This window comes from Sphingorhabdus sp. (assembly GCF_040079335.1).
Taxonomy (GTDB): Bacteria; Pseudomonadota; Alphaproteobacteria; order Sphingomonadales; family Sphingomonadaceae; genus Sphingorhabdus_B.
Map to the genome: position 1 here is coordinate 21,222 of NZ_JBEBKL010000024.1, position 21,965 is coordinate 43,186.

Genomic DNA, 21,965 nt, shown 5'->3' on the forward strand with positions numbered 1-21,965 from the left:
AACCGGGCTTGTAAAGCCTCCCCTGCTGCGTATCGTCGCGGCGGGTGGATACACTTATAGCGGGAAGCGACTTCATGTCCGACGAAGAACAGCCATTGCCAACGGGTTACCAGCTTTCGGCGCTCGACCCCACTTATCGCGAAACGCCGTGGGTGCCGCTGGACCGGTTGCGGGCGACTGATCCGGTGCATCATGACCAGCAGCTTGGCCGATACTTTCTGACCCGGGGCCAAGAGGTTTCGGAGCTTATCAAGAACCGCGAACTCAACGCCGATCCGCGCAAGGCCAATGAGGGCAGCTTTTCGAAGACGCTCTATGGCAACAACAGCAAGGAATTGTCGATCCTGATGCTCGACGATCCCGAGCATAAGCGGCAACGCACGCTGGTGTTGAAGGCGTTCAACAAACGCTCGGTCGAAGCGCTACTGCCGCGGATCGAGGAGATCGCTAAGGGGCTGGCCGACGATATTGAGGCTGCGGAAGGTGAGTTTGATTTCGTCCAGCTGTTCGGCTCGCCCTTGCCGACTACGGTGATGGCGGAACTGCTCGGCATCAACCCCGCCGACCGCAAGGATTTCCGCCGCTGGTCGCTGGGCTGCATGCAGGCGCTCAACCCGTTTCGCACACCTGAACAGACAGCGCTTTATGAGGAATCGACAACTGTGCTCGCCGATTATCTGGCGCGCGAGGTGGACATCCGGCGGACCCAACCGAGCGATGACCTGATCACCCGCCTTGCCCAAGCCGAGGAGGAGGGCGACAGCCTGACGACGCAGGATATTGTGCTGCTGATCCGGCTGTTGCTGATTGCCGGCAATTCCACGACAACCGACATGCTGGGCGCGGGTGTGGTGCAGTTGCTGAAGCATCCCGACCAGCTCGCCAAATTCCGCGCGCGACCCGATCTGCATGATAATGCCATGGACGAAATTCTGCGCGTCGAACCGCCGGTGTCGCAGGTGCTGCGCAGCGCGCATGAGGATATGCAGGTTGCCGACAAGTCGATCAAAAAGGGCGATACGCTGCACATGTCGCTCTTTGGCGTACACTTTGATCCCGAAATGAACCCCGATCCACATGCTTTTGATATCGAGCGCAAAAATGTGCAGCATTTCGCCTTTGGCGGCGGCGCACATTATTGCCTCGGCGCGGGGCTAGGCAAGGCGCAGGCGAAGATTGCTTTGCCCTTATTGTTTGCGCGTTTCCCCAACTTGGCTTTCGCGCCGGGGCGCGAGGTGAAGCACAAGGTTGCACCTGCGTTCAACGGCTATGGCGAGGTGTGGTTGGTGAAGTAGTTCCTCTCCCTTTCCCATGGGGAGAGGGTTGCGCAGACTTGCAAGCTCGCTTGCTAGTCGCAGCTGGGTGAGGGGATGTGTCCTGCAGATAGCGCAGAGTCCCTCACCAACTTCGCCTAGATCGCTGTGCTCCCAAGGCTGCGTATCCTCTCCCAATGGGAGAGGATATTACGACTTAGGCGGCCAGGGAATGAACCCTGACGTCCGCTCCACATATTCGGCATAGCCCGGACGGCTCTTCTTCAGCCCGCGCTCGAGCAAAGGCTTGCCCGACCATTTGGTCAGCGTGAAAGTGAGAAAAATCGGGCCGATGATGCTCACCCAGCCAGCAGGGCCAGTTTCCGCCGCGACCAGCCAGATGCCCCACCAGGTGCAGGCATCGCCGAAATAATTGGGGTGGCGGGTGTAGCGCCACAGCCCGGTGTCTAGCACCTTGCCCTTGTTGGCCGGATCGCTGCGGAAGGCCTTGAGCTGCGCATCACCGACGGTTTCAAACGCTATTCCGATCAGCGCTACCGCGATGCCAGTCCATGCCACCGGCCCCATGATCGTCCGCCCGCCTTCGCTCGCCCAGATGCCGAGTTGTGCGGGCAGCGAGGTGATGAACAGTAACGGTGCCTGCGTCAGGAATACCATCAGCAGCGCGGTCTTGGCCCAGCTCCAGCCTTTGGTCTCCATCGCATGGCCCATGATTTTCTTGTAGCGCGGGTCCTCGCCCTCGCGCCGCCAACGGGTGACGAGATGCGCGGCGAGCCGCACGCCCCAGATGGTGGTCAGTGCCAGCAGCACATCGGCGCGGCGACCATTGCCGTCAATCTGGAACCAGCTGGCCCATGCCAGGATCACCATGCCGAACGCCCAGAAGGCGTCGATGAAAGAGACATCGCGGATTTTGACCGCATAGGCCCAAAGCAACAGGATCGCGGCCATCAACACCCCAAGGTTGATTGCCAGCATCGTCAGTGCGCCACTCATGTCTTGCTATCCTCTGTGATGTTGGTCGCTTGCTTGCCCGGATGCCTTGGCGTCACCCCGGCGTAGATCTCGGCAAGTTTGGCCATGTCCGCATCATAGTCGCCCGTGGGCCAAAGCATCGGGCCGAGCCCGCCCGACTTTTTTGCATAGTCCATCATCCCGACAACCAGCGGGATTTTGGCGCCCATCGCGATATGGTAAAAACCAGTTTTCCATTTGCGCACCGCGCCGCGTGTGCCTTCGGGGGCGATGGTGAGCATGAATTCCTTGCGCTTGGCAAATTCGTCGATCATCGCTTGCACATAATTTCCGCCCTGTGATCGGTCGACCGGAACGCCGCCCATGTCGAGCATGAAATTGCGCATAGGCCAGCGGAAAAGCCCAGTTTTCGCCATGAAATGTGGTGTCACGCCCAAGCTTTGGGTCAGGCCGATATAATAGACGAAATCCCAGTTGGAGGTGTGTGGGGCAGCGATGATGATGAAGCGGCGCGGTTCGGGCACTTCGCCATAGGCTGTCCAGCCTTGTCGCCGGTAAAACCACATCAATAACGCCCGCACGCCGCGCGACAGCAGACTGGGTTTACGCGTCTCCAATGCCATATTTTTATGGTCCCCTCTCGCTTGGGATATTGGACGCGGGGTTTATCAAAAGCAATTAGCTTGTTTCCCGTATTGGGGGGCGCTAGTCGACGGGCATCACAATAATATATGCGGGATTGCCATGTCAGACGCCAACACTCCGGTCATTTCGGCGACCGGGCTTTACACCCCGAGCGATACCATCTCGAACGAGGAACTGGTCGCCAGCTTCAACGCCTATGTTGATCTCTACAATGCGCAGAATCCCGATGCCGAACCGCTGGTGCACAGCTCGGTCGAATTTGTCGAGAAAGCGAGCGGGATCAAATCGCGCCATGTGATCGACAAGAGAGCGATTATCGATCCCGCAATCATGGAACCGCGCTATGCTGAGCGCCCCAATGACCAGATTTCGCTAATGGCCGAAATCGGCGTGGCCGCCTGCCGCGATGCGCTGGCCAAGGCGGGGCGCGACATCGCTGATGTCGATGCTGTGCTGTGCGCCGCTTCAAATATGCAGCGCGGCTATCCGGCAATGGCGGTCGAGATCCAGCATGAACTGGGGATGGAGCGCGGCTTTGGTTTTGACATGAATGTTGCCTGCTCCTCGGCCACTTTCGGCATCCAGACTGCCGCTGATTATATCCGTTCGGGGAATGCGCGTTCGGTGCTGGTGGTGAACCCCGAAATCACCTCGGGCCATTTAAACTGGCGCGATCGTGACAGCCATTTCATCTTCGGCGATGTCGCGACTGCTATCCTCGTCGAGGCCAAGGATTTGGCGCCAGCCAAGCATTGGGAAATTCTCGGCACGCGCCTCAAGACCCAGTATAGCAACAATATCCGCAACAATTTTGGCTTCCTCAATCGCGCCGAGGGCAAGGGCCCGGTCGACCAGAGCGGCCCGAAGACCGACAAGCTGTTCGTGCAGGAAGGACGCAAGGTCTTCAAGGAAGTGGTGCCGATGGTTGCCCATATGATCGTCGATCACGCCGCCGATCTGGGGCTTGAGAGCAGCGGGCTGCGCCGCCTGTGGCTGCATCAGGCCAATCAGGGGATGAACCGCCTCATCTCGCAGCGCGTGCTGGGGCATGAGGCGAATGAGGATGAAAGCCCGACCGTGCTCGATACCTATGCCAATACGTCGAGCGCGGGTTCGATCATCGCCTTCCACAAACATAATGAAGACTTGAAGGCGGGCGATACCGGGCTGATCTGCTCGTTCGGGGCGGGCTATTCGGCGGGCACGGTATTTGTTCGCAAGGTCGCTTGACCCTACTCTAGCGTGACTGGGTAGCGCGCCATTCATCGGGCGGGGTGAAGCTGCCCTGCCAGATACCGCTTTTGGCTCCTCGCGCGGCATCCTCCTCATCCGGATAGTCGCGCACGCCATAATATTCGTGGCTGACCGCCATGCCGTCGCGCACCTGTGCTGCGCCAATGTCGGCTGTTTGTGCGGTCGAACAGGTTGCCAGCGCCCGCGCGTAGTGATCAAGCGTTTGCGCCTTGCAGACAAGGCCGGGTTCGAGCAGGCGCTTTTCGAGAGCTGCGCGTGCAGCTTCGCCGCATAGCCATTCCCTTCCTGCCGCATCCCGGCAGGTCTGGCGATATTCGGGAGCGTCGATACCATCGAGACGCAATTTGTTGACGCCTATGGTGAAGCTGTCGCCATCGGCTGTGCGGACAAGAGAGCTGCCAGCGGAAATCGACTCTCTGGGGTCATATATCCAAGCAAGGGCAAACATTGCGCCGAGCAACAGCAGGGCGATCAAGGTTCTGCCCAAGCGGCGTCTTGTGGGATAGATCCGGCTGGCCGGAAAACGCAAAGGCGTCACAAATGGCCGAGCGACGGATATTTGGCGCGGATGTGATCGTAGATGGCCGGATGCAGGCGCTGCAAAAAGGAACAGCCATATTCGTCATTCTTTTTCCAGACGACCACCGCTTCCAAGGGCGCAAAGCCCGGGAGCGTGACATGGACATTCTTGCCTTCACCCATATAGGTAACCGAAGAAATCCGGCAGCCGGACTGGGACAGATCCATCATCAGGGCTCTATGCCGACCCCCGCCATGCTCGCGTACATCAATAGTTATATATACTTCGTCGCGTGAATATTTGCGATGTTCGTCGCCAGTATCTTCAACTTCTTCCCGTTTGATCGGGTCTTCGGGCATAAAATGCCTTTCCTGCAAGCGGTTGCTTGTATGCAACGCAGTATATCACGCCAAAAGTTAAGGTCCAATTGGAATAACGACGTGAACGGCAGATGCTTTAGTCGAAATAGGAGAGTTTACATTGTATAAATTGGTCAAAGTCGATTGGGGTCAATCGAGGATCAACCCCAAGGCGACATAAATCAGCAGCGCGGAGCCGAAGCCGAACAGCGTGGCGAGCACGAAAACGATGCGGATTACCGTGGCATCGACGCCGGTCCAGTTGGCGAGGCCTGCGCACACGCCCCAGATTTTCTTGTTGGCGCGATCGAGCGTCAATTTGGTCATTTTGCTTTCCTTTGAAGTAACAGGTGTGACGACGGGAGGAAGATCGAATTTCGGGTTCATCAGATCATACCACCCTGAAGTGCGGGGGCGATGCTCATCCCGACCGTGACGAAAGCGCACAGCAGAGCGGCTGCGATCGAGAAGAGCTGGTTGCGAGACGAAGCGTTCATTTCAAATTCCTTTCGTAGGCGACGCTGTTACGCGAGATAGGGGGCTACAGGAGCAACTGCGGGAGCAACGCTGACGCCGATGGTCAGGAATGCACATGCGATAGCTGCGAAGATCGAAGCGAACTGATTGCGGGTCGAAATGGTCATTTTAAAAGTCCTTCCTTGTTCATGTTCCGGATCGTTCCGGGGATGCCAAGGTATAAGCATGGGGCGTGCCAGTTTTGATAAACATAATAAAAACAACATATTGATATAATGCAGGTCTCGAGGAGATGATTTTACAAAGCTGAATATTGGGAAAATACACCAATAATTTGGGATGGAGTTGGTGAAAATTGCACCTTGTGCGTTCGAAACGTCCAAATCGACATTGACGCAGGCCGCATCTCGGATAGGGCGACGGCATGGCGCTCGATAGGCTCGACCTGACAGATTTTCGCAACCATGCGGTTTTGAGCGTGCATCCGCAGGGGCGCTTTATCATCCTGCATGGTGCGAACGGCGCGGGAAAGACCAATATATTGGAGGCGGTTTCGCTGCTGGTGCCCGGCAGGGGACTTCGCCGGAGCAATTTGCATGAAATGGCGCGGCAAGGCGGAGGTGGCGGCTTTGCTGTGGCGGCAAAGCTGGACGAGACTTCGCTCGGCACCGCGGTGTCGGTAGAGGCGCCGGGCCGCCGTATCGTGCATATCAATGGTGCAAATGCGGCGATCAACGATCTGGCCGAGTGGTTGTCGATCCTGTGGCTGACGCCTGCGATGGATAGGCTGTTCATGGACGGGGCGGGCGCGCGGCGGCGCTTTCTCGACCGGCTGGTGCTGGCACTCGAGCCTTCGCATGCGCTGAACAGCAGCCGTTACGAAAATGCCCTGCGCCAGCGCAACCGGATGCTGTCCGAAGGGCAGGGCGACGCCGCCTGGTTCGATGCGGTTGAGGCAAGCATGGCGCAATATGCCGCAGCGATTGTCGAAAGCCGGACGCGCACAGTGGCGCAGCTTTCCGAACGACTGGCTGCGATGCCGCCTTCACCCTTTGCTCGTCCTTTGCTGGCGCTGGAGGATGAAAGCATTCCCGATACCGACGCGCTGGCCGCTGGTTGGAAAGCCAACCGCGGACGCGAACGCGCGGCAGGTCGCACATTGTCAGGCCCGCATCGCAACGACTTGCTGGTTCGGCATGACGGACATGGCCAGCCAGCGGCAAGCTGTTCGACGGGCGAGCAAAAGGCGTTGTTGCTTTCGCTCATCCTTGCCCATGCGCGGCTGGTGGCTGAATTGCGTGGAGCGTCGCCGATTCTGCTGCTTGATGAGGTCGCGGCGCATCTCGATCCCGGTCGTCGCGAGGCCTTGTTCGAGCGGCTCTACGATACCGGCAGCCAGGTGTGGATGACCGGAACCGAGGAAAGCCTGTTCGACAGCGCGGGGACGGACGCCTTGCGACTGTATATCGCCGACAGCGCGCTTGGCTGAAACCTGTGAGTGCGATAAGCGGAGCATCATGACGCAGAACGCCCCTGATCTAGCCAGCCATTATGTCGCGCGTGGCATGCGCAATCCGCAATTGATCGAGGCGGCGCTGGCAATCAACGAAGACCGGCTGCCCGATGCCGAGCCGATTCTGCGGGCGCATTTGCACGACAACCCCTTCGATGTTGCTGCGATCCGGCTGATGGCGCAACTGGCAGCACGGCTGGGGCGATTGAAGGATAGCGAGGCGTTATTGCGTCGTGCGTTGGAACTCGCGCCTGATTTCATCGCCGCAAAGTCCAATCTGGCAGGCATCTTTTACCGCCAAAACCGCTTTGAAGAGGCGGTTGAGCTGCTTGATAGCGTGCTGCAGGTTGAGGCTGATGATGCCAGCGGGCAGACCCTTATGGCGGCGGCACTGGGCAGGATCGGCGAATATGATGAGGCTCTGGCGCTTTACGGCGCGCTGACGCAACGCTTTCCGCAGCATGCCAAGCTGTGGATGAGTTTTGGGCATGTTCTCAAAACGGTGGGCCAACAGGACGAAGGCATCGCTGCTTATCGCCGCGCGCTGGCAGTCGAACCGACTTTGGGCGAAGTCTGGTGGAGCCTTGCCAATCTGAAAACCGTCCGCTTCGATGATGCCGATATCGCTGCGATGGAGGCGGCGCTTGGGACGGCCGACCTTTCGGACGACGATCGGCTGCACCTGCATTTCGCGCTGGGCAAGGCGTTTGACGACCGGCGCGAGGCGGAAACCTCCTTCGGGCATTATGACCGGGCGAACGCAATCCGGCACGTCCAACTCGATTATGATCCGACGGTCGTGTCGGGGCATGTCGACAAGATTATCGCAACCTTCACCCCTGAATTCATCGCGAGCCGGGCGGGGCAGGGCGTAGCGACGCCCGACCCCATCTTCATCCTCGGCATGCCGCGCGCGGGCTCGACCCTGCTCGAACAGATCCTCGCGAGCCATTCGCTGATCGAAGGGACGATGGAACTGCCCGACCTGCCTGCGATTGCGCTGCGCGAGGGCAAGGCGACGCCCAGCGGCTGGGTTGATGCGGTCAAAAATATGCCCGCAGAACGATTGGCGGAACTGGGCGCGGAATTTCTGCACCGCACGGCGGTGCAGCGCAAGACCGACAAGCCTTTCTATATCGACAAGCTGCCCAACAACTGGATCTATACCGGCCTGATCCACCTGATCCTGCCCAATGCGAAGATCATCGATGCGCGGCGGCACCCACTCGATTGCTGCTTTTCAAACTTCCGCCAGCATTTTGCCAAGGGACAGGCGTTCAGCTACAGCCTGTCTGATATGGGGCGTTATTATGCCGATTATGTCCGGCTGATGGCGCATTTTGATACCGTGCTGCCTGGCCGCGTCTACCGCGTGATCCACGAACAGGTGATCGAGGAGCCTGAATTGCAGGTGCGCGCGATGCTCGACTATCTGGGTGTGCCGTTCGAAGAGGCCTGCCTCAACTTCCACCAGAACAAGCGCGCGGTGCGTACCGCATCGAGCGAACAGGTGCGCCGCCCGATCAACCGCGACGGGGTTGAGCAATGGAAGCCGTATGAGCAATGGCTCGATCCGTTGAAGGATGCGCTGGGCGGACTGTGGCAGAGTTATCCCGAAGTTGCTGTTGCGGGCAAATAAGCTGATGTCTTTGGCAGGATTTAACGTTAGGACATCATGGTCATGCTGAGCTTACCCAATATCCTGACGCTCTCGCGCATTTTTGCGGTGCCGATCCTTGTCTTCCTGCTGTGGCCGGGGACCAAGCCCTATAGCGTGCAACCGCTGCCCATCGATTATTGGTTCGCCTTCGCGCTCTATTGCTTGATGGGGATCACCGATTATTTCGATGGCTATGTGGCGCGCACGCAGGGCACAGTTTCGAAACTGGGCGTGTTCCTCGATCCGATCGCCGACAAGATCATGGTCGGCGCGGTCATCCTGTTGCTGGTATTCACCCGCGACGTCGATGGCTGGCATGTGATTGCCGCGTTGATCATATTGTTGCGCGAAATCACGGTGTCGGGCTTGCGCGAATTTCTTGCCGGATTGCAAGTGTCGGTGCCGGTGTCACAACTGGCAAAATGGAAAACCACTGCGCAACTGGTCGCCTTTGGCGGGCTGATATTGGCGGGCGCTTTGCCCGATTGGACATTGCTGAAAACAGCCGCGCTGTTCCTGTTGTGGGTGGCGGCGGTGCTGACGATCATCACCGGATGGGATTATCTGCGCGTCGGCATCAAGCATATGGATTGAGCATGAAGCTGGTCTATTTTGCCCGTGTGCGCGAGGCGCTGGGCCGCAATGATGAAGATTTTGACTTTCCGGCGAATGTGCTGACGGTAGGCGATGCGCTCGACTGGCTGGCCACCCAATCGCCGCTCCATGCAGAGGCCCTGGCCGACCGGTCGAAGCTGCGTTTCGCGCTCGACCAGCGCATGGTGAAGGCCGACGCGGCGATTGCGGGTGCCAGTGAATTTGCCATTTTCCCACCGGTCACAGGCGGATGATCCGCGTTTCGGTTCAACGCGAAGCATTTGACATCGCCGCCGAAACTTCGGCGCTGGAGGCAACGGGCGTTGGCGCGGTTGCAACATTCACCGGAATAGTGCGCGGCGATGATGGCGTGACAGCCATCGAGCTAGAGCATTATCCCGGCATGACCGAGGCAAGCTTGCGCGATATTTGCGATGCGGCGCAGGAACAGTGGCAGCTTGCCGGCTGCACCATCATACACCGTGTCGGCCGGATGGCGGTCGGCGAGCCTATAGTTCTGGTCGCAACGGCATCGCCGCACCGCGCAGCCGCGCTCGAATCTTGCGCCTTCCTGATCGACCGGTTGAAGACCGATGCCCCTTTCTGGAAGAAAGAATATCGGGGCGATGCTGTGAATTGGGTTGAACAGAAGTCGGGCGATATTGCACGCGCCGACATTTGGGATAGCTGAATTGGCGTAACGCCATCAGAGTAAGGGAGAGTTTCATGCGATTGCGGCAAAGGCTAATTCCGGTTGCGTTGGCGCTGGCCGCGACGGTTCATACTCCTGTCCATGCCGCAGAGAGCAAAGCGACTTCAACGAGCTTTTCAATCAGCAAGACGCGCATAGACGCTGCGCTGGCCGATATGGTCCGCGATGGCCGTGCGGCAGGCGTTTCTGCGCTGGTGTGGAAGGATGGCCGCGAGGTCTATTTCGGCGCATCGGGCCATGCCGACCGCGAAAATGGCAAGCCGATGGCGCGCGACACGATCGTGCAGATATTCTCGATGACCAAGCCGGTTACCGGCGTCGCGCTGATGCAATTGTGGGAAAAGGGGAAGTTCGGCCTCGACGATCCGGTGGCGCGCTATCTGCCCGAATTTGCCAATATGCAGGTCTATGCGGGCCGGGACGCCAATGGCGTTGCCCTATATCGACCAGCGGCGCGCCCGATCAGCATTCGCGATCTGATGCGGCACACCGCGGGCTTTGCCGGCGATGGCAATGAAACGCCTGCGCATGAAGCCTTCAGCCTCGCCAAGCCCTCTGCGCTCGACCATGATCTAGCGGAGCTGGGGCGGCGATTGGCGCGTGTGCCCTTGCTTCATGATCCCGGCGAGCGCTGGGTTTACGGCATTTCGGTCGATGTGCAGGCGCTGCTGGTCGAGAAGCTTTCGGGCCAGCCTTATGCCGGTTATGTGCAGCAACATATCCTAGCCCCGCTCAAGATGCGCGACACCGCCTGGCACCAGCCCGAGGCCAATTTTGCGCGCTTCGCGGCTATGTATTGGAACAAGGGCGGCAAGCTGGAACGCGAGAGCGACGACGTTGCCCGCATGCTCAATTTCAACGACAACAAACTCACGCCCGGGGCTTATGGTCTCGCCTCGACGCTCGATGACTATATGCGGTTTGCCCGCATGCTGCTCGGCAAGGGCCAATTGGAAGGTGTGCGCCTCTTGAAGCCGTCAACGATCGATTTGATGGCGAGCGACCATCTCGATCCGCGTGTCACCGACCGGCAATGGCTGCCCGGCAAGGGCTCGGTCGGCTTTGGCTTCGACTTTGCCGTGCGCAAATCGGCGCCGCAAACCGCGGAGGAAAATCGCGGCGCTACCGGCGAGTTTTTCTGGGACGGCGCGGCGACAACCTTGTTCTGGGTCGATCCGGTGAACAATCTGGCGGCGGTCTATTTCGTGCAAGTGCGCCCGTTCGACGGCACGTTGCACCATGACATCCGGCAAGCGGTCTATGGTGCGGGATATCTGGGGCCGTCGGGGGACTAGCTCTGCTCGACAAGCTCGCGCATGGTTTCGGCGAGCAGTTCAAATTCCGGCTGACGCGGGCTGTTGGTGCGCCAGACCAGGGCAATCTCGCGGCTGGCATGCGGCGCGTCGAGCGGACGGGCCAGCACTTCGGTGCCGTTGAGCAGCCCGTTCTTCACTGCAATTTCGGGTATCAGCGTCTGGCCCAGGCCATTATCGACCATCTGGATCAACGTGTGTAGCGAGGTGCCCAACATCGTTGCCGAGGCGCGCAGTTCGGGTCGGTTGCAGGCGGCGAGGGCATGGTCCTTCAGGCAATGGCCGTCGACGAGCAGCAGCAGGCGCGATTCATCGATCATTTCGGGCACGATGGTGCTTGGCGGATTATCCGGCTCTCCCTTGGGAAAAGCGACGTACAGCCGGTCGTCGAACAATTTGGCGCTTTCCACATCGCCAGCGGCGAAGGGTAAAGCCAGAAGCACGCAATCGACCTGGCCACGGTGCAGCGCCTCGCAAGCCGCCGCACTGGTTTCTTCGCGCAGATAGAGTTTGAGGTCGGGATATTTCTTGCGCAGCGCTGGTAGGAGGCGTGGTAGCAGGAAAGGCGCGATCGTCGGGATTACGCTCATCCGCAATTCGTCGGCCAGCGGCTTGCCCGCCGCACGCGCCATATCGGCCAGTTCCTCCGCCTCGCGCAGGATGCGGTGCGCCTTTGCGACCATTTTCTTACCTAATGGGGTGAAGCGCACGACGCGGCGGGTGCGCTCTACCAACACCAGCCCGAGCAGCGATTCCAGCTCTCTGATCCCTGCGGACAGCGTCGATTGGGTGACATAACAGGCATCGGCCGCCTTGCCGAAATGGCCATGTTCTTCAAGCGCGACCAGATATTGCAGCTGTTTCAGGGTGGGCAAATAGGTCGACATAAAACGGTCCAATCGATTAATATGCGATTATTAATCGTCTCATCCGATAAAATCCATGTTTTTCCTTTGACCAAAGTCAACAGGTCTGGAATTATTTGTACGAGCGCTTAACTTTACAGGCGTAACAAACGAATGGCCGATGCGGACGGGAAGTTCGCACTGCGGGTTGCGGGAGGTAAAAGGCCATGCTGGGAAATTTTGTCGAATATCTCGACTCGATAAAGGCACGCGATCCGGCGCCGCGCACGCGTTGGGAGATATTGCTTTATCCCGGCGTCTGGGCGCTCGGGATGCACCGTGTTGCGCACTGGCTGTTCAAGGGCGAGATGTATTTCCTCGCACGGCTGGTGAACCATATCTCGCGCTTCCTGACCGCTATCGACATCCACCCGGGTGCGGTGATCGGGCGCAATTTCTTCATCGACCACGGCTTTGTCGTGATCGGCGAGACCGCCGAGATTGGCGACAATGTCACCATCTACCAAGGCGCGACCTTGGGTGGCACCAACCCCACCAGCGGGCAGGGCGGCAAGCGCCATCCGACCTTGGGCGACAATGTGATTGTCAGTCTGGGTGCTGCGATTCTGGGACCGCTGACCGTGGGCGCGAACAGCCGTATCGGTGCCAATGCCGTCGTGACCAAGGATGTGCCCGAAGGTGCAACGATGGTGGGCATTCCCGCCAAGCCGACTTTGGTCGAGGTGAAACCCGAAACGCAGAATTTTGTGCCCTATGGTACGCCATGCAGCGAACGCTTCGATCCGGCGACGCAGCGGCTGGAAATCCTGCAATGCGAAATGGAAACCATGCAGAAGCGTCTGGCGCAGCTGCTTGAGGAACGCGATGCTGCTGCCGCTGCGAAAAGTTCGGCACGCAAGCGCGGGGGCAGCAAGTCGGCTTGAGCGCAATCATCACGCCCTTTCCGGTTGCCGCGCGCCTGCCGCGCCAGATCGGCTTTGAACGTGATGAACTCACCCGCATTTTGGATCTCTACGGCCGGATGGTCGCGGCAGGCAACTGGCGCGATTACGCCATCGATCTTGGCCGCGATGTAGCAATCTTCTCCGCCTTTCGCCGAACCGCAGAGCGCCCCGAATATCGCATCGTCAAGGACCCGTCGCTGCGCAACAAGCAAGGCATGTGGGCGCTGATCGGCGAAGGCGGCGCGGTGCTCAAACGTGGGCACGAACTGGTGCCGGTGCTGGCACCGGTGGAGCGGAAGTTGCTGAAGCTGGTTGAGGGCTAAGCACTCACTGGCAGTGTGGGCCAGGTTTCCGCTATCTCACCCCCATCGAACACCGCGATATCCCCAAATTGCAGGAACAGCGCTTCGCTCTGGTCGGGGCGCAGGAAGATGGTGTCGCCGGGGTTGAGGGCGATTTTGTTCGATCCGGTCAGCAATTCCTGATTGGAGGAGCGGCCGAACAGCTTCGAATATTGCAGGCCTTCGGGTGAAGCTGGTTTGGCGAGCCAGTGGCCGCCATGGATGTAGAAACCGCGCTCGGTGTTGCGATCCCACCATTGTAATGCACCTGACAGCGGTTCGAGGCCGGGCAGTTCCTGATCGCCGCTGGCCTTTAGCACAGGCGTGGCGATGAAGGCGGCTGGAGTCAGGTCGGCCAGATCCTCATAATCAAAATCGCCGGGTTTGACGAAGGCGGAGCCGACCGACACTTCGTTCGCCACCGTGCCCTTGCAATGGCGGCGGAATGTGGGGCTGCCCGCGCCGTTGAGGGTCATAGCCGACACATCGAGATTGGCGGCCTTCAATATGTCGATGGCGGTTTTGTAGGCGACCTGTGTTGCCGCATAGGCCTTTTCGGGGCTGGGCATTTTGGGGACGTGCGGGTCATAACCCATCAACCCGGAAATTTTCGCGCCGCCCGATTTGGCAGCCTCAACCGCAGCGGAAAGCGCTGCTGGATCAGCAAAGCCTCCCCGGTGCAGGCCGACATCGATTTCCAGACTGGCATTCAGGGGCAGTCCGCGCGATTTGGCCGCCGTCATATATTCCGAAAGGCGTAAGGGCGTATCGATCAGCCATTGCACGCGGGCGAGGGCATCGGCCCCAGCCTTGTCGGCAACGCGCGCATATTCGCTGACGGGCAGCGGCTTGCCCATCAGATAGTCGGCATCGGGGCGTAATGGCAGCAATTGCAGCAGCATTTCTGCGCTGAACACCATCAACCGGTCGCTGCCCATTCCCGTCAGAACGGCGTCGAGCAATTTGGGCGATGGCAGGGATTTGGCGACAACGCGCAACGGCAGCCCAGCCTTGTCGACACTCTGCCGAATGGCTTTCACATTGGCGCTAAGCCGCTGACGATCAATCACCAGCGTTGGCCGGTTCAACCCCGCTCGGCCAAGCGCGTCGGCCAGTTTCCGGAAATAGTCGCTGTGCATCGCTCCCTCCTCTGTCGGGCGCAGCAGCATTGCACCCGCACCCGCCGCAATCAAGGCACCGCCGCCGATGAAGAATGTCCGGCGTTTCATCCGAACAGTCGCTGCAGGAACGGATTGCGCATCCGGCCATCGGGATCGACCGCGCGGCGGACTGCGTTTGCCTCGGCAAAGCGCGGATAGAGGCGTTTCAAGTCCTCTGCCTTCAGCGAGTGCAGCTTGCCCCAATGCGGCCTGCCACCGGCCTCTCGGAACAGCGGTTCGGCGAGGCTGTACATCCAGTCATGATCCTCCTTGTACCAAGCATGCACCGCAATCGAGCCGCTCTCGCGTTCGTAAAATGGCGACAGCCAGGCATCGTCGGGGGCGATGATGCGTGCTTCGATGGGGAAGAACACCCCGCGCGCATCGCTTTCGATCCGGCGGATGATGTCGCGCAGCACACCAACCTGTTCGGCAATCGGCAGGTGATATTCCATTTCCTTGAAGCGCACTGGGCGTTCGTTCGAAAGCAATTTCCAGCCTTCGTCGATGGCGATGTCGGGCGGGATATCGGCCATCGCCGATTGCGCCGCTTTTTTGCGCAGTTCGGGCGCAAATTCGAACAGGTCGCGCAGTGATTTGAGATCCATCAGCGTATCGCTGTCTTGATCGGTGCCGCGCGGGCTGACGGGTTCGGTCGTGGTGTCGTGGGTGATCAGCGCGGATTTGCCGGTAAAGGGCAGCACCAGAAATTCGGCGTTGCGATGCTTCTCGGCGAGCGCGGGCCATTGGCGCAGCATGTCTTCGGTATCGACCAGCGACACGATTTTCTTGACCCGCTCGAGCGGGCGGTTCTGCAGCGTCACTTCGCTGAGCACGCCGAACGCGCCCAGCGAGACGCGCGCGGCGTGGAACAATTCGGGCCGGACATCGCGGCTGCATTCCGCGACCTCGCCGCTGGGCAAGACAAGCCGCATCGCGGTGACATCGCCGTGAATCGCCTTTATCCCTTTGCCGGTTCCGTGGGTTCCGGTGGCCAATGCACCTGCCAGCGTCTGTTTATTGATGTCGGGCAGGTTGGGCATTTCCTGAGCGATCCCGGCGAGCATCGGGCCAAGCGCGGAGAGCTTGGTTCCTGCGCGCACCGTGGCGGTCAGTCCGGCTGCATCATGGCTGACCAACCCGTTCAGCCGATCGATCGAGAGCAAAGTACCGTCGGTCGGCACCAGCGCGGTAAAGCTGTGGCCCGAACCAACCGGGCGGACGGGTTTCTGTGCCTTGGGTAACAGCGCGGCGAGTTCCCCCTCGTTTGCTGGCGCGGCGCGGGCCGCAGGATAGGCATGTTCGTTGCCCGCCCAGTTCGACCATAACGCGCGGCCTTTGGCATCTATAGCGACGGGCGGCTCAGGCTCACGGCTCAGCCATAGGCGGCGTCCGGTCAGCCCACCGACACCCAGCGCCAGCAGACCGGCCCCTCCCAATAATGCGCGGCGGCCCAGTTTCATTGTTCGCCCTCCCGTCCCGCCATGAAGCGGATCAAAGCTTTCATATCGTCGGGCGTGCAACTGAAACATTGCCCTCCGGCTGGCATGCCCTTCTTGCCCTGAATGGCAGCGGCGAGAAGTGCGTCTTCGCCCTGTTCCCAGCGCGCATCCCAAAGCGTGCGGTCGCCGGTTAAGGGCGCGAGCGAATCCTTGACCGTATGGCACGCCTTGCACGAGCCCGCATAAAGTTCGGCGAGCTTTGGATCCGATGGCGACAGCATCGCGCTCTCCGCCTCGGTCAGCGGCTTGGGCGGGGTTTCCCCGCTGCCACAGGCCGTGAGCGGCAGTGCCAGAATCGCCAGTGCAAGTTTTCGCATAATTTCCCTTCCCATGCGCAGAAATATAGCTATAACTATATTACGTCAAGCAGGATGTCTCAGTGCCGCGCAAGCCCCTTCAGAAACGTTCGATCGCAACGCGTGAAAAGCTGCTCGATGCAGCGGGTGCGTTGCTGGCGGAAGTGGGCGTGGAGCGCGTCAGCACCAATTTGGTCGCGGCGAAGGCTGGGGTGACGCCGCCGACGCTCTACCATTATTTCGATGACAAATATGCGCTGCTGACGGCGCTGGGTATGCGGTTGATGGAGGCGCAGAACGCGCTGGTCCCGCTCGACCCGGGGCAGGATGAGGGCGCGATTGCAAAGTCGCTGCTCGATCATGTCGAACTGACGCGGCAGAGCCCCGGCGGCCCTTGGGTGATGCGGATGCTGCGTGCAGTGCCGCAATTGGCCGAGGTGCGATTGGCGTCGCACCGGACGCTGACGGTGGAATTGGTGGAGCGCGCGCTCGCGCTGGAGCCGGGGCAGGATCGAGCCAGTCTGGAGCGCCGTGCGCGGCTGGCGGTCGATCTGGGATATGCGGCTATCGAACTCGTCTTCGACGAACCCGAGCTCGATAGCCGGTCAATAATGCAGGATGCGGCCCGGGCAATCCGGGCCTTGCTCGCTTAGCCTGCCTTTGCCTGCAGAAGCTTCATCGCCTGCATCGACTGTTCGCCACCCGACTGGGGGACGATTTCGCCGGTGCGGTCGCTGATCTGCGCGAAATTGGCGGCAACACCTTCGGGTGACAGGTCTTCACCCGACAGCAGCATCCCTTGCGTCATGGTGACGTTGGCGGTGTGGAAGAAGCCTGCACCGGCACCCATGATGACATTGGCGGGTGCATCTTCCGAAACGAGGAAAAGGGCGGCTGGAACGACATTGACCGGATCAAACATTGCGAAAGCCGCAGGCGGCAAAATGTCTTCGGTCATGCGGGTCGCGGCTATCGGTGCCAGTGTGTTGCACTTTACGTTGTACTTGGCGCCTTCGAGATAGAGCGACTTGGTGAAACCAGCGAGGCCGAGTTTCGCGGCACCATAGTTGGTCTGGCCGAAATTGCCGTACAGGCCGGTCGACGACGCGGTCATCAGGATGCGGCCATAATTCTGTTCGCGCATCAGATCCCATACTGCCTTGGTGCAGTTGGCCGAACCATTGAGGTGGACGTCGACGACCAGCTTCCAGTCGGCCATTTCCATCTTGGTGAAGCTCTTGTCGCGCAGAATACCGGCATTGTTGATCAGGATGTGGACGCCGCCCCAGGCTTCCTTTGCCTTGGCGACCATTTCGACCATCTGTTCATATTCGGTGACGCTGCCGCCGTTCGACATCGCTTCGCCGCCAGCGGCCTTGATTTCTTCAACCACGTTCAGCGCGGCATCCGAATGGCCGGTGCCATCGCGCGCACCGCCAAGGTCGTTCACGACAACCTTGGCACCGCGCCGGGCGAGTTCGAGCGCATATTCGCGGCCCAGTCCGCCGCCGGCTCCGGTCACAATGGCGACTTTATCCTTGAAGTTGATGGTCATTGTCATGCTCCAGATTTAAGAGGACTGGTGATACGCAAATGCGACTCCAACCCCCGGGAATTTGCGGGGCGCGGATTGGCACGCCCCTTACGTTTACGCAAGCGTAAAGCGGCAAAATTGGGTGACTGTAACAAAAGCTACTTATTGCCGTCATAAAGGCGACGCGAATTGGCAATCCTTTTGTCATGGCGATTCGGGGAAGGAAAAGGGACCGACATGAAATTCGCACGCAAATTGCTGCTCGGCAGCGTCGCTACAGCCGCCATGCTCGCGTCCAATCCGGCGCTGGCGCAATCGAATGACGCCGAGATGGAGGCGCTGCGCGCCGAAGTCGCTGCCCTGAAAGCGCAACTGGCGGAGCTTTCGGCCAAGGTTGAAAAGGTGGCCGCTGCGCCCGCTCCCGCGCCTGTGGCGGTCGCAGCGGTTGAAAAGAAGCCCGCTGCCGAAATTTCTTGGAAAGGCGCACCCGAAATCAAGGGCGAAGGCGGCTGGAGCTTCAAACCGCGTGGACGCATCCAGTTTGACGTAGCGTCGGTCAATCCTTCCGACACGATCGCAACAAATAGCCTTGGAACTGCAACCCGCGTTCGCCGCGCTCAGTTTGGTTTCGACGGCACAATACCGGGCGGCTTCGGTTACCGGTTTGAAGCCGATGTTGCGAGCGGAAGCGTCGACCTGACCGACATGTACATCAGTTATAAGGCGAACAAGGAACTGACCATCACAGTCGGCCAGCACAAGCCCTTCTGGGGTTTGGAAGAGCTGACCAGCGATCTTTTCACCAGCTTTAACGAGCGTGCCGCCTATCATGGTGCATTCGGTTTCGAACGCCGCGTGGGCCTGTCGGCCGCTTATGCGGGCAAGAATGTTGTCTTGCAGGGCGGTATCTTTGCCGACAATGCCGCCGACCTGAACGGCGATGGCTCCAACAACAGCCGCAGCTTTGATGGCCGCATCGTCTTCATGCCCAAATTGGGCAATACCCAGCTGCACCTCGGTGCATCGGGCCACAGCCGCCGCTTCAACGATTTTTCGAGCACCGCGCGCTATCGCGCCCGCCCGTTCACCCGCACCACCGATACCCGCTTTGTCGATACACGCGGTTTCCTGGCGAGCGGAGAGGACAGCTTTGGTCTTGAAGCCTTGGTCAGCAATGGCCGCTTTCACGCCAGTGCGGAAAGCCATTGGCTGACCGCAAAGCGTATCGGCGCCTTTGCCGACCCGACCTTCAACGGCGGTTATGCCGAGGTCGGCTATTTCCTGACAAAAGACTCGCTCGCCTATAAGGGTGGCGTGGTTGACCGCACGAAGCCGTCCAATCCGCTCGGCAAGGGCGGAATGGGCGCATGGCAGGTCAATGCGCGTTATGACTGGATCGATCTGTCAGATGAATTGATCGTCGGCGGCAAGCAGCAAACCTACGGCCTGTCTCTCGTCTGGACGCCGATGGAATATGTGCGCTTCATGGCCAATTACGGCCATCTTGAGCTGACAGATGCGGCTGTGCTCGCGGGCGGGAGCGGTGATTATTCGGCGGATGTGTTCGGAATGCGCGCGCAGATCGATTTCTGACGCACTGCATTTAACCTTTGCGCAAAGGCTGTCCCGTTCCAAGACGCGGGTCAGCCTTTACAATTCCTGTTATGGATTCCTCCGCCGATCTTGCTAAAGGCAGTGAATGAGCGGCGAACCATCCGAGAATAACGATCCGATCCAGATGCCAACGCGCCGGCGCGCGCTGATGCTGGGCGCCGCAGGTGTGGCTGCTGTCGTCTCGGTTCGCCCTGCGCTGGCGCAGACCGCTGGCTCGGTGCTCAACTGCGAAATTCCGGTTCCAGGACCGCATGGCACGGGGATGAATATCGACGCGACCGGCAATCTGGTAGCGCCCGACACGCCGGGCTCCTTTGTCGCGACGGGCCAGAAATTCAGCGGTGAAGAGGTGAAGCGTGCGCTTTCGGGCCAGACACTGCCGGGCACGACCTATGAGCAGAGCCAGGCCTATGTGAATTATATCCGCCGCCTGCAGGCCGGGCAGAGCGGGTTCACCTGTTTCGCTTCTCTGCAAATGCCGCGCTGATATCTCCATCCCGTTCGTCACCCCCGCGAAGGCGGGGCCCCATCTCCCGACACATAGGTTTCAACGGCAGGTGCGTTCGAACATCACGCTCAGATGATAGATTCCCGCCTTCGCGGGAATGACGAAGTTTTTGATTGGCCTCATCCGCCATTGCAGCGTTTGAAATTTAACAGCATTGCGCTAGGCCTTGGCTGTGGCCGCATCCGAAACCCACTACCAAGCTGAACCCGCCGATGCCCGCATCGTCGAACCGCTCGATATGATGACGCTGATTTATCAGCGGCGTTCGGGCATCACGCATATGGTTGGCGAACCGGTGCCGCAGATGCTTGAGGAGATGGGGAGAGACGCGGTCGACGCTTCAACACTCGCCGAACGGCTGGCGGCGAGTTTTGATCTGGGCGGGCAGGATGATGCGGTTGCCTTGATTGCCGAACGGCTGGAGGAATTGGCCGGACTCGGGCTGGTGGAGCGCATTTCGGATGCCTGAGTTTCGCGTTCAGGTGGGGCCAGCGGCGTTTCGCATCGGTTCGGCATGGTCCGCGCCGCTGGAGCAGATGGCGGAGCTTTATCGCGACTATCCAAAGCCCGATTTTACCGACTTCACCGTCCGGCTGGAACCGACGACTTGGTTGCGCCGCTGGCTGCGGCCGTCGATCGCGATTGGCGGCGATTATATGCTGCCCGATGCGGCGCCCTTGCCGTTGGCGCAGGGCCTGCTGGCTGCCGAAATGGCGATGAACCTGCAAATGGCGCTCGGCTGGCGACGGCATTTGTTGCTGCACGCCAGTGCGGTTGAACGCGATGGACGCGTGCTCGTGATGACCGGGCAATCGGGATCGGGCAAATCGACCTTGTCGGCCTTGCTGGGCTCGCAAGGCTGGCGTTTCATGGGTGACGAATTTGTGTTGCTCGATCCGGTGACGGGCCAGGTCGCCCCATTCCCGCGCCTTATTAGTCTGAAGAACAGCGCCATATCAGCGATGCAGGCGGCACAGCGCGATGCGCGGTTTGGGCCGTTGCTCGCAGGCACGCCGAAGGGCGATATTCGCCACATGGTGCCGCCGCCGGATGCGATTGCGCAAATGGCGCAAGGTGGCGCACCGGCCCTGCTGCTGTTCCCGCGCTATGGCTATCCGGGTGCGGTGCGTGAGGTGGCCCCGAGCGAGACCTTCATGCGGCTAACCCAGGCGTCGACCAACTATGTCGCGCTGGGCGAAGCAGGGTTCACGACGCTGACCCGCTTCGTCAAATCCGTGCCCTCGCGCGCGATTGATTATCAGTCGGGCGAAGAGGCGATCGCGCTGGTCGAAAAGTTGTGGGAGCGACTGGCATGAGCCGCGATGCGATGCTGCTGGTCGATGCGCTGCGCGACCCCGCAACCACGCGCGGTCTGGATGCGCAGGGCTGGACCGAATTGCTCTCGATGGCACGCGCCGAACAGTTGATCGGCACGCTGGCCGTGAGACTCAAATCTGAGTCAGTGCCGTCAAGGGTCTCAGAAATCCTTACCGAAGCGCGGATCAATTCTGACTATCAGCGGCGTTCTGCTTTGTGGGAGGCCGATTGCGCCCGGCGCGCTTTGGCGGGCTATGACGGCAAGGTCGTGTTGCTCAAGGGCACCGCCTATGTCGCGGCTGGCTTGAAGGCAGGCGAGGGGCGGTCGATAGGTGACCTCGACATTCTGGTAGCGCGGCAGGATTTGCCGGAGGTTGAGGCGGCGCTGCTCGCAGCCGGTTGGGAATGGGTAAAGCCTGACCCCTATGACGATGCCTATTACCGCGATCACATGCACGAACTGCCGCCGCTGATCCACAAAGAGCGCGACCGGATGATCGATGTGCACCACACTGTGCTGCCGCTGACAGCGAGGCCGACGCCGGATGCGGAAGGGATGCTGGTGGATGCTTCTCCCCTCCCGCAAG

General features: G+C 59.9%; 26 protein-coding genes. 16 read left to right on the forward strand and 10 right to left on the reverse strand.

The genetic code is table 11. The annotated features are described in order from the left end of the window. Positions 1–44 precede the first annotated feature (44 nt). Positions 45–1,295 carry a cytochrome P450 gene (locus ABL922_RS08300; protein WP_349023746.1) on the forward strand — a complete coding sequence of 417 codons (1,251 nt, stop codon included), beginning with the start codon at positions 45–47 and terminating at the stop codon, positions 1,293–1,295. 168 nt (positions 1,296–1,463) lie between these two features. On the opposite strand, the gene ABL922_RS08305 is transcribed toward ABL922_RS08300, so the two are convergent. Beyond that, positions 1,464–2,270 carry a DUF1295 domain-containing protein gene (locus tag ABL922_RS08305; protein ID WP_349023747.1) on the reverse strand — a complete coding sequence of 269 codons (807 nt, stop codon included), beginning with the start codon at positions 2,268–2,270 and terminating at the stop codon, positions 1,464–1,466. Continuing rightward, positions 2,267–2,872: a lysophospholipid acyltransferase family protein gene (locus ABL922_RS08310; protein WP_349023748.1), complete on the reverse strand. Its 606-nt coding sequence runs from the start codon at positions 2,870–2,872 to the stop codon at positions 2,267–2,269. The genes ABL922_RS08305 and ABL922_RS08310 overlap by 4 nt, the downstream gene beginning before the upstream one ends. 121 nt (positions 2,873–2,993) lie before the next feature. On the opposite strand from ABL922_RS08310, the gene ABL922_RS08315 reads away from it, so the two are divergent. Beyond that, on the forward strand, positions 2,994–4,124 hold the full coding sequence (locus ABL922_RS08315; protein WP_349023749.1) for a beta-ketoacyl-ACP synthase III: 1,131 nt from the start codon (positions 2,994–2,996) through the stop codon (positions 4,122–4,124). Positions 4,125–4,131: 7 nt separating this feature from the next. Here ABL922_RS08315 and ABL922_RS08320 read toward each other — a convergent pair whose 3' ends face one another. From ABL922_RS08320 to ABL922_RS08330, 3 genes are all read right to left on the reverse strand, one after another. Then, positions 4,132–4,635 carry a thermonuclease family protein gene (locus tag ABL922_RS08320; RefSeq protein ID WP_349023750.1) on the reverse strand — a complete coding sequence of 168 codons (504 nt, stop codon included), beginning with the start codon at positions 4,633–4,635 and terminating at the stop codon, positions 4,132–4,134. A 47-nt stretch (positions 4,636–4,682) separates the two neighbouring features. After that, positions 4,683–5,027 carry a PilZ domain-containing protein gene (locus ABL922_RS08325; RefSeq protein WP_349023751.1) on the reverse strand — a complete coding sequence of 115 codons (345 nt, stop codon included), beginning with the start codon at positions 5,025–5,027 and terminating at the stop codon, positions 4,683–4,685. Positions 5,028–5,177: 150 nt separating this feature from the next. Then, positions 5,178–5,354, reverse strand: a complete 177-nt coding sequence (locus ABL922_RS08330; protein ID WP_349023752.1) for a PspC domain-containing protein — start codon at positions 5,352–5,354, stop codon at positions 5,178–5,180. 574 nt (positions 5,355–5,928) lie between these two features. On the opposite strand from ABL922_RS08330, the gene recF reads away from it, so the two are divergent. From recF to ABL922_RS08360, 6 genes are read left to right on the forward strand one after another with little or no spacing between them, the layout of a single operon-like run. Continuing rightward, entirely contained in the window at positions 5,929–6,993 is a 1,065-nt protein-coding gene (gene recF, locus ABL922_RS08335; protein ID WP_349023753.1) for a DNA replication/repair protein RecF, read from the forward strand. A gap of 28 nt (positions 6,994–7,021) precedes the next feature. Next, positions 7,022–8,656, forward strand: a complete 1,635-nt coding sequence (locus ABL922_RS08340) for a sulfotransferase (protein ID WP_349023754.1) — start codon at positions 7,022–7,024, stop codon at positions 8,654–8,656. 42 nt (positions 8,657–8,698) lie between these two features. Continuing rightward, on the forward strand, positions 8,699–9,271 hold the full coding sequence (pgsA, locus tag ABL922_RS08345; RefSeq protein WP_349023755.1) for a CDP-diacylglycerol--glycerol-3-phosphate 3-phosphatidyltransferase: 573 nt from the start codon (positions 8,699–8,701) through the stop codon (positions 9,269–9,271). Between the two features lie 2 nt (positions 9,272–9,273). After that, positions 9,274–9,525 (forward strand): molybdopterin converting factor subunit 1, encoded by a 252-nt coding sequence (gene moaD, locus ABL922_RS08350; protein WP_349023756.1) that lies wholly within the window; start codon positions 9,274–9,276, stop codon positions 9,523–9,525. Next, positions 9,522–9,962 (forward strand): molybdenum cofactor biosynthesis protein MoaE, encoded by a 441-nt coding sequence (locus ABL922_RS08355; RefSeq protein WP_349023757.1) that lies wholly within the window; start codon positions 9,522–9,524, stop codon positions 9,960–9,962. The genes moaD and ABL922_RS08355 overlap by 4 nt, the downstream gene beginning before the upstream one ends. A 35-nt stretch (positions 9,963–9,997) precedes the next feature. Then, a complete protein-coding gene (locus ABL922_RS08360; protein WP_349023758.1) occupies positions 9,998–11,278 on the forward strand; it encodes a serine hydrolase domain-containing protein in 1,281 nt (426 codons plus the stop codon). Here ABL922_RS08360 and ABL922_RS08365 read toward each other — a convergent pair. Continuing rightward, on the reverse strand, positions 11,275–12,183 hold the full coding sequence (locus tag ABL922_RS08365; RefSeq protein ID WP_349023759.1) for a hydrogen peroxide-inducible genes activator: 909 nt from the start codon (positions 12,181–12,183) through the stop codon (positions 11,275–11,277). The two genes, ABL922_RS08360 and ABL922_RS08365, sit on opposite strands and share 4 nt — an antisense overlap. Before the next feature lie 185 nt (positions 12,184–12,368). On the opposite strand from ABL922_RS08365, the gene epsC reads away from it, so the two are divergent. Both epsC and ABL922_RS08375 read left to right on the forward strand, forming a co-directional pair. Then, complete coding sequence (gene epsC, locus ABL922_RS08370; protein WP_349023760.1) at positions 12,369–13,085, forward strand: serine O-acetyltransferase EpsC; 717 nt, start codon at positions 12,369–12,371, stop codon at positions 13,083–13,085. Next, positions 13,082–13,429 (forward strand): DUF2794 domain-containing protein, encoded by a 348-nt coding sequence (locus ABL922_RS08375; protein WP_349023761.1) that lies wholly within the window; start codon positions 13,082–13,084, stop codon positions 13,427–13,429. Before epsC ends, ABL922_RS08375 begins: the two co-directional genes overlap by 4 nt. On the opposite strand, the gene ABL922_RS08380 is transcribed toward ABL922_RS08375, so the two are convergent. Genes ABL922_RS08380 through ABL922_RS08390 form a run of 3 tightly spaced genes read right to left on the reverse strand, consistent with a single transcriptional unit; the run spans position 13,426 to position 16,426 of the window. Beyond that, positions 13,426–14,676, reverse strand: a complete 1,251-nt coding sequence (locus ABL922_RS08380; protein WP_349023762.1) for an alanine racemase — start codon at positions 14,674–14,676, stop codon at positions 13,426–13,428. The two genes, ABL922_RS08375 and ABL922_RS08380, sit on opposite strands and share 4 nt — an antisense overlap. Next, on the reverse strand, positions 14,673–16,070 hold the full coding sequence (locus tag ABL922_RS08385; RefSeq protein WP_349023763.1) for a D-arabinono-1,4-lactone oxidase: 1,398 nt from the start codon (positions 16,068–16,070) through the stop codon (positions 14,673–14,675). Before ABL922_RS08385 ends, ABL922_RS08380 begins: the two co-directional genes overlap by 4 nt. Continuing rightward, on the reverse strand, positions 16,067–16,426 hold the full coding sequence (locus ABL922_RS08390; protein WP_349023764.1) for a c-type cytochrome: 360 nt from the start codon (positions 16,424–16,426) through the stop codon (positions 16,067–16,069). The genes ABL922_RS08385 and ABL922_RS08390 overlap by 4 nt, the downstream gene beginning before the upstream one ends. A 62-nt stretch (positions 16,427–16,488) precedes the next feature. On the opposite strand from ABL922_RS08390, the gene ABL922_RS08395 reads away from it, so the two are divergent. Continuing rightward, a complete protein-coding gene (locus ABL922_RS08395) occupies positions 16,489–17,058 on the forward strand; it encodes a TetR/AcrR family transcriptional regulator (protein ID WP_349023765.1) in 570 nt (189 codons plus the stop codon). On the opposite strand, the gene ABL922_RS08400 is transcribed toward ABL922_RS08395, so the two are convergent. Further along, on the reverse strand, positions 17,055–17,960 hold the full coding sequence (locus ABL922_RS08400) for an SDR family NAD(P)-dependent oxidoreductase (RefSeq protein WP_349023771.1): 906 nt from the start codon (positions 17,958–17,960) through the stop codon (positions 17,055–17,057). The two genes, ABL922_RS08395 and ABL922_RS08400, sit on opposite strands and share 4 nt — an antisense overlap. A 216-nt stretch (positions 17,961–18,176) precedes the next feature. Here ABL922_RS08400 and ABL922_RS08405 point away from each other — a divergent pair, with 216 nt between their 5' ends. The 5 genes from ABL922_RS08405 to ABL922_RS08425 all read left to right on the forward strand — a co-directional run. Then, positions 18,177–19,532 carry a porin gene (locus ABL922_RS08405; protein ID WP_349023766.1) on the forward strand — a complete coding sequence of 452 codons (1,356 nt, stop codon included), beginning with the start codon at positions 18,177–18,179 and terminating at the stop codon, positions 19,530–19,532. Between the two features lie 106 nt (positions 19,533–19,638). Continuing rightward, positions 19,639–20,040, forward strand: a complete 402-nt coding sequence (locus ABL922_RS08410) for a hypothetical protein (RefSeq protein WP_349023767.1) — start codon at positions 19,639–19,641, stop codon at positions 20,038–20,040. A 193-nt stretch (positions 20,041–20,233) separates the two neighbouring features. Continuing rightward, on the forward strand, positions 20,234–20,530 hold the full coding sequence (locus ABL922_RS08415) for an HPr-rel-A system PqqD family peptide chaperone (RefSeq protein WP_349023768.1): 297 nt from the start codon (positions 20,234–20,236) through the stop codon (positions 20,528–20,530). Next, the gene (locus tag ABL922_RS08420; protein ID WP_349023769.1) at positions 20,523–21,377 is read left to right on the forward strand and encodes an HprK-related kinase A; all 855 of its coding nucleotides are present in this window, start codon (positions 20,523–20,525) and stop codon (positions 21,375–21,377) included. Before ABL922_RS08415 ends, ABL922_RS08420 begins: the two co-directional genes overlap by 8 nt. Next, a partial coding sequence (locus ABL922_RS08425) for a nucleotidyltransferase family protein (RefSeq protein ID WP_349023770.1) occupies positions 21,374–21,965 on the forward strand: 592 nt, incomplete at its 3' end. The genes ABL922_RS08420 and ABL922_RS08425, both read left to right, overlap by 4 nt.

What these genes read in the sequence shown, in the direction of transcription:
- ABL922_RS08385 (WP_349023763.1), bottom strand. Translation starts at nt 16,070, where the DNA reads ATGAAACTGGGCCGCCGCGCATTATTGGGAGGGGCCGGTCTGCTGGCG.
- ABL922_RS08305 (WP_349023747.1), bottom strand. Translation starts at nt 2,270, where the DNA reads ATGAGTGGCGCACTGACGATGCTGGCAATCAACCTTGGGGTGTTGATG.
- ABL922_RS08310 (WP_349023748.1), bottom strand. Translation starts at nt 2,872, where the DNA reads ATGGCATTGGAGACGCGTAAACCCAGTCTGCTGTCGCGCGGCGTGCGG.
- ABL922_RS08340 (WP_349023754.1), top strand. Translation starts at nt 7,022, where the DNA reads ATGACGCAGAACGCCCCTGATCTAGCCAGCCATTATGTCGCGCGTGGC.
- ABL922_RS08355 (WP_349023757.1), top strand. Translation starts at nt 9,522, where the DNA reads ATGATCCGCGTTTCGGTTCAACGCGAAGCATTTGACATCGCCGCCGAA.
- recF (WP_349023753.1), top strand. Translation starts at nt 5,929, where the DNA reads ATGGCGCTCGATAGGCTCGACCTGACAGATTTTCGCAACCATGCGGTT.
- ABL922_RS08400 (WP_349023771.1), bottom strand. Translation starts at nt 17,960, where the DNA reads ATGACCATCAACTTCAAGGATAAAGTCGCCATTGTGACCGGAGCCGGC.
- moaD (WP_349023756.1), top strand. Translation starts at nt 9,274, where the DNA reads ATGAAGCTGGTCTATTTTGCCCGTGTGCGCGAGGCGCTGGGCCGCAAT.
- ABL922_RS08315 (WP_349023749.1), top strand. Translation starts at nt 2,994, where the DNA reads ATGTCAGACGCCAACACTCCGGTCATTTCGGCGACCGGGCTTTACACC.
- ABL922_RS08365 (WP_349023759.1), bottom strand. Translation starts at nt 12,183, where the DNA reads ATGTCGACCTATTTGCCCACCCTGAAACAGCTGCAATATCTGGTCGCG.
- pgsA (WP_349023755.1), top strand. Translation starts at nt 8,699, where the DNA reads ATGCTGAGCTTACCCAATATCCTGACGCTCTCGCGCATTTTTGCGGTG.
- epsC (WP_349023760.1), top strand. Translation starts at nt 12,369, where the DNA reads ATGCTGGGAAATTTTGTCGAATATCTCGACTCGATAAAGGCACGCGAT.
- ABL922_RS08405 (WP_349023766.1), top strand. Translation starts at nt 18,177, where the DNA reads ATGAAATTCGCACGCAAATTGCTGCTCGGCAGCGTCGCTACAGCCGCC.
- ABL922_RS08330 (WP_349023752.1), bottom strand. Translation starts at nt 5,354, where the DNA reads ATGACCAAATTGACGCTCGATCGCGCCAACAAGAAAATCTGGGGCGTG.
- ABL922_RS08420 (WP_349023769.1), top strand. Translation starts at nt 20,523, where the DNA reads ATGCCTGAGTTTCGCGTTCAGGTGGGGCCAGCGGCGTTTCGCATCGGT.
- ABL922_RS08360 (WP_349023758.1), top strand. Translation starts at nt 9,998, where the DNA reads ATGCGATTGCGGCAAAGGCTAATTCCGGTTGCGTTGGCGCTGGCCGCG.
- ABL922_RS08410 (WP_349023767.1), top strand. Translation starts at nt 19,639, where the DNA reads ATGAGCGGCGAACCATCCGAGAATAACGATCCGATCCAGATGCCAACG.
- ABL922_RS08380 (WP_349023762.1), bottom strand. Translation starts at nt 14,676, where the DNA reads ATGAAACGCCGGACATTCTTCATCGGCGGCGGTGCCTTGATTGCGGCG.
- ABL922_RS08390 (WP_349023764.1), bottom strand. Translation starts at nt 16,426, where the DNA reads ATGCGAAAACTTGCACTGGCGATTCTGGCACTGCCGCTCACGGCCTGT.
- ABL922_RS08325 (WP_349023751.1), bottom strand. Translation starts at nt 5,027, where the DNA reads ATGCCCGAAGACCCGATCAAACGGGAAGAAGTTGAAGATACTGGCGAC.